The 12,646-nt window shown below is 57.0% G+C and carries 10 protein-coding genes; 7 read left to right on the top strand and 3 right to left on the bottom strand.

Annotated features, from left to right (window positions below):
• Positions 1-19: 19 nt before the first annotated feature.
• Genes L462_RS15930 through L462_RS15940 form a run of 3 tightly spaced genes read right to left on the bottom strand, consistent with a single transcriptional unit; the run spans position 20 to position 3,010 of the window.
• A complete protein-coding gene (locus tag L462_RS15930) occupies positions 20-1,552 on the bottom strand; it encodes an ABC transporter substrate-binding protein (RefSeq protein ID WP_032678217.1) in 1,533 nt (510 codons plus the stop codon).
• Between the two features lie 15 nt (positions 1,553-1,567).
• Complete coding sequence (gene ddpX, locus L462_RS15935) at positions 1,568-2,143, bottom strand: D-alanyl-D-alanine dipeptidase (RefSeq protein ID WP_014170160.1); 576 nt, start codon at positions 2,141-2,143, stop codon at positions 1,568-1,570.
• A 12-nt stretch (positions 2,144-2,155) separates the two neighbouring features.
• A complete protein-coding gene (locus L462_RS15940) occupies positions 2,156-3,010 on the bottom strand; it encodes a MurR/RpiR family transcriptional regulator (protein ID WP_025204147.1) in 855 nt (284 codons plus the stop codon).
• 266 nt (positions 3,011-3,276) lie between these two features.
• On the opposite strand from L462_RS15940, the gene L462_RS15945 reads away from it, so the two are divergent.
• From L462_RS15945 to L462_RS15975, 7 genes are all read left to right on the top strand, one after another.
• Positions 3,277-4,758, top strand: a complete 1,482-nt coding sequence (locus L462_RS15945) for an alpha/beta hydrolase (protein WP_032678216.1) — start codon at positions 3,277-3,279, stop codon at positions 4,756-4,758.
• Between the two features lie 93 nt (positions 4,759-4,851).
• Entirely contained in the window at positions 4,852-6,063 is a 1,212-nt protein-coding gene (locus L462_RS15950) for a diguanylate phosphodiesterase (protein WP_025204149.1), read from the top strand.
• Positions 6,064-6,152: 89 nt separating this feature from the next.
• A complete protein-coding gene (locus L462_RS15955; protein WP_032678215.1) occupies positions 6,153-7,058 on the top strand; it encodes an aminoimidazole riboside kinase in 906 nt (301 codons plus the stop codon).
• Between the two features lie 173 nt (positions 7,059-7,231).
• A complete protein-coding gene (locus L462_RS15960; RefSeq protein WP_014170154.1) occupies positions 7,232-8,749 on the top strand; it encodes a carbohydrate porin in 1,518 nt (505 codons plus the stop codon).
• A gap of 67 nt (positions 8,750-8,816) precedes the next feature.
• Positions 8,817-10,187, top strand: a complete 1,371-nt coding sequence (locus tag L462_RS15965; RefSeq protein ID WP_032678214.1) for a sucrose-specific PTS transporter subunit IIBC — start codon at positions 8,817-8,819, stop codon at positions 10,185-10,187.
• On the top strand, positions 10,187-11,593 hold the full coding sequence (locus tag L462_RS15970) for a sucrose-6-phosphate hydrolase (protein ID WP_032678213.1): 1,407 nt from the start codon (positions 10,187-10,189) through the stop codon (positions 11,591-11,593). Before L462_RS15965 ends, L462_RS15970 begins: the two co-directional genes overlap by 1 nt.
• A gap of 28 nt (positions 11,594-11,621) precedes the next feature.
• On the top strand, positions 11,622-12,638 hold the full coding sequence (locus tag L462_RS15975; RefSeq protein WP_014170151.1) for a LacI family DNA-binding transcriptional regulator: 1,017 nt from the start codon (positions 11,622-11,624) through the stop codon (positions 12,636-12,638).
• Positions 12,639-12,646: the final 8 nt, after the last annotated feature.

Raw genomic sequence — 12,646 nt, 5'->3', positions numbered from 1 at the left:
TTTCCCCCGGCGAGAACCGTTATTTACTCATGGTGGCGATGTTAAAGACCTGCTCCAGCATTGGATTAAAGGTGAAGCCTTTCACCTCTTTGTTCATCGCCAGCTGGTAGTTCTTCTGGAACAGATACACGTAGGCCGCCTCGTCGATCACCACCTTCTGCGCCTGCTGGTAATCGTGGGTACGCTCCGCTTGATCGGTGGTTTTCAGGGCCGCCTTCAGCAGGGCGTCAACCTCTTTGTTCTCGTAAAACGAGCGGTTACCCGGCAACCCTTTTTTGTCCGACTCAAACCAGTAGTTCATGAACATGTACGGGTCGGCAAAGTCCGGGCTCCAGTTGCCAATGGCGATGTCATAGTCACCTTTCCCGACACGATCGCGCATGGTGGCGTTAGCCAGTTTTTCCAGCTTCACGTTGATGCCGATCTTGCCGAGGCTCGCCTGCGTGGACAGGGCGATCGGCTCCCAGTTGGGGTCGTTGTCTGAATAGAGGAATGTCAGGCTTGTCGGCTTGTCTTTGACTTTCTCCAGCGCGGCTTTGGCTTTGGCCTCGTCAAAGCTGTACTGCATTGCCGTGGCGTCAAACCCCCACATGCCGTCCGGTATCGGGCCGCGCATCTGTTTACCATTGCCGCTCAGGATGCCTTTCACCATCCCCTGATAATCTGTTGCCCAGGAGACGGCCCGACGTAAATCCACCTGATTGAGCGGGGCTTTGCTGTTATTCAGATAAAGATAGGTCACGCGCAGGGACGGATATTCCGCCACCGCCACTTTGCCTTCTTGCTTAAGGGCTGAAAGCTGATCGACGGGCAGTGAGTCGGCGATATCCAGATCGCCACGGGAAAGCTGCAGCCGGCGTGAAGCGCTTTCACCAATAATTTTCACCGAAACGCGCTTGAAGTGCGGCTTCTCACCCGCCCAGTGTGGGTTCGGAACGAGCACCAGCTGCTGACCTTTCTGCCAGCTTTTCAGCATGAAAGGCCCGGAGCCGGCGGTGTTTTGCGCTAAATAGCCGCGTGCATCATCAGCAGCGTTCGCCTTTAACACCGCCGGGTTAACGATCGACGCACCGTCGTTGGCCAGGGTGTAGAGGAACGGGGCAAACGGCTGGCTGAGGGTGAATTTCACCGTGTGCGGATCGACCGCATCAATTTTGAGATCTTTCGGGAACGCTTCAGACGGCCCCTGGCTAAGCTTCAGCAGACGTTCAAAGGAGAGTTTTACCGCCTCGGCAGTAACCGGCGTGCCATCGGCGAATTTTGCGTTATCGGTAAGGGTAAAGGTCCACTCTTTCTGATCCTCTGACGCTTTCCAGCCCGTTGACAGGTCGCCCTCCACCTCGGTGGAGCCTGGCTTGTACTTCACCAGACGCTGATAGGCGGGGTAAGTCACCGTCCAGTCGTTGTTATCAATGGTCACCGCCGGGTCGAGCGTTTGCGGGTCGGCCGCTTTCCCGATCACCAGCATATCTTTCGGGACGGCAGCCAGCGCAACCGGGGCGCTGAGTGCCAGCGAGGCGGCGATCAGGGTACTAAGAAGCGTTGTTTTCATGGCAGTGCTCCAGTTTTAAAGAGGGGTGTGCGTCAACGGGAAACAGGCAAAACGATCGTCAAGCAGGGGATAGCTGGCCGCGTTCGGCAGCTCGAAGTGCCACCATTCGCTGCTGATCCCCACAAAGCCGCCACCGGACATGATGGCGTTAAGCAGCAGGCGATTGCGCTGCGCGTGCGGCGGCACGGACGGGTGCCAGGCGTGCGAGCGATCGTGCATTTCGTCAAAACCGGCCCCCATATCCAGCACGGTATTCTGTTCGTCCATCAGCGTAACGTCGATGGCCGTCCCGCGGCTGTGATTGGAACCAATCGCCACATCAACCACGTATTCCGGGTTCGGGCAGGCATCCCACAACTGAGCCTGCGCTTCCTGCGGGCGATAAGCGTCGTAGACCACCAGCTTCAGCCCGGCCAGTGCGGCGATGCTGATGGCTTTCGCCAGCGCGGTGGCCGCATCGGTATGCAGCAGGCACAGCGCCTCCTGATAAATCGGACGACCCGTGATGTTGTCGGCTGTGGCGTATTTCAGATCGATATGCAGCGCAGGGAAGGTCTTCGCCACATCAATCAGTTCACTCTCTGGGGGCATAGCTCCGCTCCTTTAGCGTTCGAATTGACCAAACTCTTGTTGTAATTGCCGGTTTACCGCCAGCCGCTGTGGAAGGGCATCACCCAGCGCTTCCACGACACCTGACAGCAGCAGGTTGAACAGACAGCTCACAGGTGCCAGCGAATCCCAGAAATGGCCGGTTTCGGTTTTCACCTGCAGTAAATCAAGCGGGTAATCCCGCGCCCACGGGCACCAGATATCGGTGATCAGGGCCAGCGAAATACCTTTTTCGCTGGCGACCCGACAGTACTGCCGCGCAATGGTGGAATAGGTGCGGGTATCGGTCAGTACCACGTAGGGGTGGGCGAAACCGGAGTTCAGGGATTCAACCCAACTGCCGGACGCGCCTTCGGCGTAGCTGACGCGCGGGCGGAGGTACTCAAGATGACTGAAGAAGGCGTTGGCTATCCCACGTGTCGACTGGATCCCCAGCACAAAAACCGCATCCGCGTGGGCAAGCTGATGAACCACCTGGCGGAATGCGTCGGTGTGCGCCAGCTGATAAACCTGAGTGATGGCATCCACCTCCAGCGACAGAGAGTGCTGAAGGCGGTTGGGCAGAGGGGACTGCTGCTGCCAGGAGTCCAGCCGCTCGTTCATACCCCAGGGCTGATGCGGGTCGCGCAGGCTCTTTTTGGCATCTTCCAGATTGCGATAGCCGAGTTTTCGCAGAAAGCGTCCCACGGTAATGCCGCTGGTGCCGGTCGCCAGACCCACGCTTTCAGCCGTTTCAAACGGGATCTGTGCGGCATGCGCCAGCAGCCAGCTCGCCACCCGCTTCTCGCTGGGGGTCAGCTGGCTGAACGTGGCTTCAATACGGCTCAACACCTCGGGTTTCGTCGTCATACCGCCTCGCTGTTAACAGGCTGTCAGTCATCAGGTTTGTGTTATTTGATTAACAATGCATGACGCGTGCCATGTCCACATCGCGACGGGACGCCGCTGTGCTGCAAACTTCATGCAATATTTAGTTAACCAATGATCAACATTTGTGCAGCGTAGTTCACTTTTGGTGCACTGGCTGAGCGTGGAGGTATGAATTTCGTGAATACGTCAGCGTCTTCACATTTTTGATAAGATAGAGACAACGTAAATATGAAAGGGATCCCGGCATGGCGAACTTGCCCTGGCGTATCAGCGTGCGCCTGATGGCGCTCGCAAAGAAAATGGCGATGCTCGCAGGAGTGGTACTGATCGTCCTGCTCGCGGTTCGGGTTTATCTCTCGCAGCAGGGGCCGGAACTGCATCTCTGGCATACCTGGCGGGCAGATGAGATGTCCGTACGCGAGATAGATAAGGCGAATTTTGCCCAGTATGTCGCCCGGGAAAACGCCATTTTCACCGATCTGGATAACGCGGTAACGCGCAAAACCCAGGGTGAGGAGCGCACGCCGTTAAACCGCTACTACCGTCAGAGCCTGGTTTGGCCCGGTAAATTTTCACCCGATGCCAACCGCTCCTTTGTGCTGATGCCTGCCGGAACGCCACGCGGCGCGGTGGTGTTGCTGCACGGGCTAACAGATTCGCCTTACAGTGTCCGGCATCTTGCCCGTGATTATCAGCAGCACGGTTTTGTGGCGGTGGTTCCACGCCTGCCCGGTCACGGCACCGCGCCCGGCGCGCTGACCGACGTTGACTGGGAGAGGTGGCTGGCGGCGACGCGCCTCGCCGTGCGCGAAGCCACGCGGCTGGCGGGAGACAATGTTCCCCTGCATCTGGTGGGTTACTCCAACGGTGGGGCGCTGGCGATGAAATATGCCCTTGATGCGCTGGACACGCCTGTGCTTCGCAAACCGCAACAGCTCATTCTGCTCTCGCCAATGATTGGCGTTACGGCGTTCGCCCGGTTTGCAGGATTGGCCGGATTGCCGGCGATGTTACCGCCGTTTGCCAAAGCGGCATGGTTAAACATCTCGCCGGAATATAACCCGTATAAATACAACTCCTTCCCGGTCAATGCGGCGCGCCAGTCATGGCTCTTGACCCAGGCCCTGCAGGAGCAGATGGGGCGGGATGCCCGGGAGCACAGACTGGACCAGCTGCCGCCGGTACTCGCATTCCAGTCGGTGATGGATTCAACGGTCAGCACCCGCGCCGTGGTCACCGGATTATTTGACCAGCTTCCGGCGAACGGCAGCGAGCTGGTTGTATTTGATATCAATCAGGCCGCCAGCTTCCGTCCTCTCTTTAAACCGTCGTCGTGGGCGGCGACCTCTGAGTTACTGCCTGTGGCGAAAAGGCGTTACGGTGTCACGATTATTACCAATGCCAGCGCGGACAGTTTTGCCGCGGTGGCGAAAATAACCCCTGCGGGACGCACCGATGAGACCGCGGTACCGCTGGCGATGTCCTGGCCGCAGGAGGTCTATTCACTGTCGCATGTCGCCGTGCCGTTCCCGCCTGATGACGATCTCTATGGCCGACATCCTGCGGAGAAAAACCGGTATGGCATTAGCCTCGGCACGATTGCGCTGTGGGGGGAAACCTCCGTGCTGAGCGTAGGCAAAGACGCGTTAATGCGGGTGACCTCGAACCCGTTTTATGCCTACATGCAGGAGAGGATTGACAGACGCATCGGGGATGAGAAAAAGTAGCCTCTCCCGCAAGGGGTTAATCTGTTAGGTCGCGCAGATGAAGTATGTTAAACAGTAATGTCCAACGCATACCTCTTATCGGAACACGTTTTTGTGCTGACTACTCTTATCTACCGCAGCCAGTTGAATTTATCCTGCCGATCCGCCGAACTCCAGGCGCTGGTTGAACAGGCCAGGACGCGCAATGCCGGGTTGAATATTACCGGCGTTCTTCTTTCAAAAGGAGATGATGTCCTGCAACTCCTCGAAGGCTCGGAAGAGAGTGTGGTAAGGCTGTTTCAGAAGATCCGTGAGGATAAGCGGCACAGCGGCGTGGTTGAGCTTATGCGGGATTACGGCCCCCGCAGACGTTTTGAGAATGTCGGTATGCTGCTGTTTGACCTGCAGAACCAGTCGCCGAAAGACGTTCTGCAGTCGGTGCTGCATTACAGCAAACTGGACAGTTATCTGACATCTGATGATCGGGTGTTCAAATTTATTCAGACGTTTATTACCGGCAAACGTCCGGCCCCGTCGGGGGCGCGTTTTGCCCCGGAGAAATGGACGCTCTCGCGTGAGAAATCGCCGTTTGGCGAGAGTCTGGGTCTGCTGGACAAACAAACCTGCCAGTTCGCCCTCCAGCCCATCGTCGAACCGCTGGAAGGGAAAATCAGTTCGCTTGAGGCCCTTATCCGCGGTAATGACGGGGGAAGCCCGGAGCATTTTTTCAGCCGCCTCGATCAGGACAAAATCTATGAAGTTGATCTCCAGACCAAGGCCTGGGCTTTTGCGCTGGCCGATAAACTGGGGATCGGGAGCCATAAAATCGCGGTGAATCTTCTCCCTATGTCGCTGGTGAAAGTGCCTGGCGCCGTGGAGTTTCTGGTTGAACAGATTAAACAACATGGGCTTCAGCCGGAGCAGGTGGTCATTGAAGTGACCGAAAACGAGATGATTTCCGGGTTCAATAAGTTCAATAGCGCCATTAAACACCTGCGCGCTGAAGGTATTGGCCTGGCGATCGATGATTTCGGTTCCGGTTACGCCGGGCTTTCACTGCTGACCCGATTCCAGCCGGATAAAATTAAAATTGACCGCGAAATTGTCAGCAATATTCATCTCAGTGGGCCAAAACAGGCGATTGTGCGCTCGATAGTCAGCTGCTGCACCGACCTTGAAATCACCCTGGTGGCGGAAGGCATCGAGAAGCTGGAAGAGTGGTGCTGGCTTGAATCTGCCGGGATCCGACGTTTTCAGGGCTTTCTGTTTGCCCGTCCAGCGCTGAATGGCGTAGGCGATATTAGCTGGCCACACCTGGTGCGTTAAGCCAATTTTCCTTCCGTATTATTTCCCCTTCGTCCTGCCTGTGCTTAAATAGCTAAAACGGTTTAACATTGTTTAGCTGAGAGGATCACATGCAAAAAATCTGGGTACTTGGCGATGCGGTAGTGGATTTATTACCGGAGGGAGAAGGCCGGTTGCTGCAATGCCCCGGCGGCGCGCCGGCTAACGTGGCGGTCGGTATTGCCCGTCTGGGCGGGAAAAGCGCCTTTATCGGCAGGGTCGGCGACGATCCTTTCGGTCGCTTTATGCATAAAACGCTGGCTGACGAGGAGGTTGACGTAAACTGGATGCGCCTCGACCCGGCACACCGCACGTCAACCGTGGTCGTGGATCTTGACGAACAGGGCGAACGTTCGTTCACCTTTATGGTTCGCCCGAGCGCCGATCTGTTTCTGGCATCAGCCGACCTGCCGCCCTTTAGCGCAGGAGAGTGGCTGCATGTTTGTTCCATTGCCCTGAGCGCTGAACCGAGCCGTTCTGCAACGTTTCAGGCTATGAACGCAGTCAGGGAAGCGGGGGGTTATGTCAGTTTCGACCCCAATATCCGCCCGGATCTCTGGCCGGATGAGGACGACCTGCGCCGCTGCCTCGAACAGGCGTTGCAATGCGCTGACGTCGTCAAACTCTCCGTCGAAGAACTGGCTTTTTTAACCGCCGACCTTGGGGTCACGAAAGGGCTGACCGCGCTGATGCGCCGCTGTCCGGCCCGGCTGGTGCTGGTCACTCAGGGCAAAGATGGGGTCATCGCCTGGCATGACGGAACGATGAAGCATTATCCGGCAACCCCCGTTGAATGCGTGGACACCACCGGCGCAGGTGATGCCTTCGTGGCGGGACTGCTTTATGGACTGGCTTGCGCTGGGAGCATTGACAGCCACGATCTTCCACGCGTGATCGCATTAGCCCAGCGCTGCGGCGCGTTAGCCACCACGGCTAAAGGGGCGATGACCGCGCTGCCTTATCACCCGCAACTGTAATTCTTCCCGCAACGGGCCGTCTGTCGACGGCCTGAATTGTCGCCTCGATCACACTTACTAAATCGGTTTAGCAAAAAAGATTGCCGATCCAAAATTGGCAGGTTTAGTATCATCAACCTAAACCGGTTTAGCAATTTAGCACTTTCAATGACTTCTTTTAGGGATGCGACAAAATGTATAAAAAACGCAGACTTGCCGTGATGATAGGCATGCTGGCCGGGAGTACCTCTGTTTTTGCCCAAACGGATATGACGAGTATCGAAGCGCGTCTTGCTGCCCTGGAGCAGCGTCTTCAGGCTGCGGAAACCCGCGCGCAGGTTGCGGAGAAACGCGCCACCGACGCAGAACAAAAAACGCAGCAGTTGGTGACTGCCCAGCAGCAGGCGCAAACAACAACCCAGCAAGTGGCGCAGCGTACCGCCGCACTGGAGAAGAAAGCCGATCAGAGCAGTGGGTTTGAGTTTCATGGCTATGCCCGTTCTGGCCTGCTGATGAACGATGCGGCGTCGAGCAGTAAAAGCGGCCCTTATCTGACGCCAGCCGGGGAAACCGGTGGCGCGGTCGGGCGTCTGGGGAATGAAGCCGATACCTACGTTGAGCTGAATGTGGAACACAAACAGACCCTGGATAACGGGGCGACCACGCGCTTCAAGGCCATGCTGGCGGATGGTCAGAAAACCTATAACGACTGGTCCGCTGACACCAGCGATCTCAATATTCGTCAGGCGTTTGCTGAACTGGGCAATCTGCCTGATTTTACCGGCGCGCTGAAGGGCAGTACCTTCTGGGCCGGTAAACGCTTCGACCGCGATAACTTTGATATTCACTGGCTGGACTCCGATGTGGTGTTCCTGGCCGGTACCGGTGGTGGCGTGTATGACGTGAAATGGAATGAATCGCTGCGCAGCAACTTCTCTCTTTACGGGCGTAACTTCGGCAGCGAAGAGCAAATCGACAATAACGTTCAAAACTACATCCTCAGCATGAACCACTTCGCCGGGCCGTTCCAGCTGATGGTGAGCGGCCTGCGGGCAAAAGACAACGACGACCGCAAAGACAGCAATGGCGATCTGATAAAAACCGACGCCGCCAACAATGGCGTTCATGCCCTGGTCGGATTGCACAATGAAAGTTTCTACGGCCTGCGTGAAGGCTCAGCCAAAACGGCGCTGCTGTACGGCCACGGGTTGGGGGCAGAGGTGAAGAGCATCGGTTCCGATGGCGCATTGCTCTCTGAAGCCGATACCTGGCGATTTGCAAGTTACGGTGTCACGCCTCTAGGTGGCGGCTGGCATATCGCGCCTGCCGTACTGGCCCAGAGCAGTAAAGACCGCTATGTCAAAGGCGACAGCTATGAGTGGGTCACGCTCAATACCCGCCTGATTAAAGAGGTCACGCAGAATTTCGCCCTGGCGTTTGAGGGCAGCTATCAGTACATGGATTTAAACCCGGAAGGGTATAAAGACCGAAACGCCGTCAACGGAAGTTTCTACAAGCTGACCTTTGCCCCAACGTTAAAAGCGGGCAAGATCGGCGATTTCTTCAGCCGTCCTGAGTTACGTCTGTTCGCCACCTGGATGGACTGGAGCAGCAAACTGGATAATTACGCCAGCGATGATGCCTTTGGCAGCAGCGGTTTCAACGCCGGCGGGGAATGGAACTTTGGGGTACAGATGGAAACCTGGTTTTAACCTTTTACGCTCCCGCAGTGCGGGAGCGTTTTTCACATCATAAAAATACAGTCAGGCAGAGGTATCTATGGATTTTGATAATATCGCCCGCGCGCTCATTCCGCTGCTCGGTGGCAAAGAGAACATCGCCAGTGCGGCGCACTGCGCAACGCGTCTTCGACTGGTGCTGGTCGACGACACGCTTGCCGATCAGCAGGCCATCGGCAAGGTTGACGGCGTAAAAGGCTGTTTTCGCAACGCCGGGCAGATGCAGGTGATTTTTGGTACGGGGGTGGTTAACAAGGTCTACGCCGCGTTTATCCAGGCGGCAGGGATTAACGAATCCAGCAAGTCCGAAGCGGCCGACATGGCGGCACGCAAGCTGAACCCGTTCCAGCGCATTGCCCGACTGCTCTCAAACATCTTTGTGCCGATCATTCCTGCGATTGTGGCCTCCGGTTTACTGATGGGCCTGCTCGGGATGGTCAAAACCTACGGCTGGGTCAATGCCGATAACGCGCTCTATATCATGCTGGATATGTGCAGCTCAGCGGCGTTTATCATTCTGCCGATCCTGATTGGCTTCACGGCCGCGCGTGAATTTGGCGGTAACCCATATCTGGGGGCGACCCTCGGCGGCATTCTGACGCACCCGGCGCTGACAAACGCCTGGGGCGTGGCGTCTGGCTTCCACACCATGAACTTCTTCGGCCTTGAGATTGCCATGATTGGCTATCAGGGAACGGTATTCCCGGTGCTGCTGGCCGTCTGGTTTATGAGTATCGTGGAGAAAAACCTGCGCCGTATTATTCCGGATGCGTTAGATCTGATCCTGACGCCGTTCCTCACCGTTATTCTCTCCGGCTTTATTGCCTTGCTGATCATTGGCCCGGCCGGGCGTGCGTTAGGGGATGGTATCTCCTTTGTTCTGAGCACCCTGATCGCCCATGCGGGCTGGCTGGCCGGGCTGTTATTTGGCGGGCTTTACTCGGTTATCGTTATCACCGGTATTCACCACAGTTTCCATGCCATTGAAGCCGGGTTACTGGGGAATCCGTCGATTGGCGTTAACTTCCTGCTGCCTATCTGGGCGATGGCTAACGTGGCGCAGGGGGGAGCCTGTCTGGCGGTCTGGTTTAAAACCAAAGATGCAAAAATTAAAGCCATTACGTTACCGTCTGCGTTTTCGGCCATGCTGGGCATTACCGAAGCGGCAATATTTGGTATCAACCTGCGTTTCGTGAAACCGTTTATCGCCGCGCTGATTGGCGGTGCGGCAGGCGGGGCGTGGGTGGTCTCGGTGCATGTTTATATGACCGCCGTCGGGCTGACTGCCATCCCGGGCATGGCGATCGTGCAGGCAAGCTCGCTGCTCAACTATATTATCGGCATGGTGATTGCCTTCGGCGTGGCGTTTACCGTCTCGCTGCTGCTGAAATATAAAACGGATTCTGAATAATGACGTTACCTTCCCGCTGGCCTGCAATCCTGCAGGCCGTCATGAAAGGCCAGCCGCGTGCGTACGCCGACAGCCATTATCCGCAATGGCATCCGGCACCGGTGACGGGGCTGATGAACGATCCTAACGGGTTTATCTGGTTTGCCGGGCGCTACCACCTGTTCTATCAGTGGAATCCGCTGGATTGCGACCATCGCTATAAGTGCTGGGGACACTGGAGCTCCGCAGACCTGGTGCACTGGCAGCATGAACCGATGGCGCTGATGCCCGATGAGGAGTATGACCGCAACGGCTGCTATTCCGGCAGCGCCGTCGATAACAACGGTGTCCTGACGCTGTGTTATACCGGCAACGTGAAATTTGATGATGGCAGCCGCACCGCCTGGCAGTGCCTTGCCACGCAACAGGCTGACGGTACGTTCAAAAAACTCGGTCCGGTTCTTGCGCTGCCGGAAGGCTACACCGGGCACGTGCGTGACCCGAAAGTGTGGCAGCACGACGGGGTGTGGTACATGGTACTGGGGGCGCAGGATCTGCAAAAACGCGGCAAGGTGCTGCTGTTCACATCTGCCGATTTGCACCACTGGGCGTCTTGCGGAGAGATTGCCGGTCATGGCGTGAACGGCCTGACCGAGGCGGGATACATGTGGGAGTGCCCGGACCTGTTTGCCCTCGACGGGACACACGTACTGATCTGCTGCCCGCAAGGGCTGGCGCGCGAACCGCATCGCTATCTCAATACTTATCCGGCCACGTGGATGAGCGGGGCGTTCGACCATACCCGCGCTACGTTTGAACATGGCGTGTTGCACGAGCTGGACGCCGGTTTCGAGTTCTACGCTCCCCAAACCACGGTGGCGGAAGACGGACGGCGGATCCTGATCGGCTGGATGGGCGTGCCGGACGGAGAAGAGATGCTTCAGCCCACACGGGCGCAAGGGTGGATCCATCAGATGACCTGTCCGCGAGAATTACACTTCCGTGACGGCAAACTGTGGCAGACGCCGGTGCGCGAACTGCACGCACTGCGCGAAGAGGAATGTCGCTGGCAGGGTAACGCCAGCGATGCCCCGGCTCTTGATGCGACGCGCCTTGAGTTCGAGCTCACCTCATCTTCAGTAACCGTGGATTTCGCCGGTGCATTGCGCCTTATCGTCGAGGACAGCGGGTTGCGTCTGGAACGCGCCAGCCTGAAAACCGGGGAGGCATTGACCCGTTACTGGCGAGGCGACGTTCATCATTTACGCGTTCTGTGTGACAGCTCCAGCGTTGAAATTTTCATCAATCATGGCGAAGGGGTGATGAGCAGCCGCTATTTTCCTGACCATCCGACACGGGTGCGATTCGAAGGTGGGTCCGACATCACATTACGCTACTGGTCGCTGCGCGGCTGCATGGTAGAATAAGGGTTTTGGCAGCCGGATCTAAGTCGTTGTGAGAAAAACAAAACGCGTCACAATTAAAGACATCGCGGAACTGGCGGGGGTTTCAAAAGCCACCGCCAGCCTGGTACTGAACGGGCGCAGCAAAGAGCTTCGCGTGGCGGAAGAGACGCGTGAGCGCGTTCTGGCGATTGCGAAAGAGCATCATTACCAGCCCAGCATTCACGCGCGCTCGCTGCGTGATAACCGTAGCCACACCATCGGCCTGGTGGTGCCGGAGATCACTAACTACGGCTTTGCGGTGTTTTCTCACGAACTGGAGACGCTGTGCCGTGAGGCGGGTGTTCAACTGCTCATCTCCTGCAGTGATGAAAACCCGGGGCAGGAGACGGTGGTGGTTAATAACATGGTGGCGCGTCAGGTGGACGGGCTGATCGTGGCCTCCAGTATGCTCAATGATGCCGACTACCAGAAGCTGAGCGAACAGCTGCCGGTCGTCCTTTTTGACCGCCATATGAACGACAGCACATTGCCGCTGGTGATCACCGATTCCATTACCCCGACGGCGGAACTGGTGGCCGACATTGCGCGTCAGCATCCTGATGAAATTTACTTCCTTGGCGGGCAGCCGCGGCTTTCCCCGACGCGCGATCGCCTGGAAGGGTTTAAGCAAGGGCTGCAAGAGGCCAATGTGGCGCTGCGCCCGGAGTGGATCATTCACGGCAACTATCACCCGAGCTCCGGCTACGAGATGTTCGCCGAGCTGTGCGCCCGCCTGGGACGCCCGCCAAAAGCCTTGTTCACTGCCGCCTGTGGTCTGCTGGAAGGGGTATTGCGCTATATGGGGCAGCATAACCTGATGCAAAGTGATATCCGGTTAGCCAGCTTTGACGATCACTACCTTTACGACTCGCTCACCATTCCGGTTGATACCATTCGCCAGGATAACCGCCAGCTGGCGTGGCACTGCTTTGATCTGATTGGCAAATTGATCGACGGCGAAACGCCACAACCGTTACAGCGAAAACTGGATGCCACCCTGCAGCGGCGCTATAAAGCGAAGGCATAGCCCTGGCT

It is taken from the genome of Enterobacter sp. BIDMC 26 (assembly GCF_000534435.1).
Classification (GTDB): Bacteria; Pseudomonadota; Gammaproteobacteria; order Enterobacterales; family Enterobacteriaceae; genus Enterobacter; species Enterobacter ludwigii.
The sequence above is the reverse complement of the archived record's forward strand: the minus strand, read 5'-3'. Positions and strand labels throughout refer to the sequence as shown.

Excerpts from the sequence above, each read along its gene's own strand:
- L462_RS15940 (WP_025204147.1), bottom strand. The coding sequence starts at position 3,010 with ATGACGACGAAACCCGAGGTGTTGAGCCGTATTGAAGCCACGTTCAGC.
- L462_RS15965 (WP_032678214.1), top strand. The coding sequence starts at position 8,817 with ATGGATTTTGATAATATCGCCCGCGCGCTCATTCCGCTGCTCGGTGGC.
- L462_RS15945 (WP_032678216.1), top strand. The coding sequence starts at position 3,277 with ATGGCGAACTTGCCCTGGCGTATCAGCGTGCGCCTGATGGCGCTCGCA.
- L462_RS15970 (WP_032678213.1), top strand. The coding sequence starts at position 10,187 with ATGACGTTACCTTCCCGCTGGCCTGCAATCCTGCAGGCCGTCATGAAA.
- ddpX (WP_014170160.1), bottom strand. The coding sequence starts at position 2,143 with ATGCCCCCAGAGAGTGAACTGATTGATGTGGCGAAGACCTTCCCTGCG.
- L462_RS15930 (WP_032678217.1), bottom strand. The coding sequence starts at position 1,552 with ATGAAAACAACGCTTCTTAGTACCCTGATCGCCGCCTCGCTGGCACTC.
- L462_RS15955 (WP_032678215.1), top strand. The coding sequence starts at position 6,153 with ATGCAAAAAATCTGGGTACTTGGCGATGCGGTAGTGGATTTATTACCG.
- L462_RS15960 (WP_014170154.1), top strand. The coding sequence starts at position 7,232 with ATGTATAAAAAACGCAGACTTGCCGTGATGATAGGCATGCTGGCCGGG.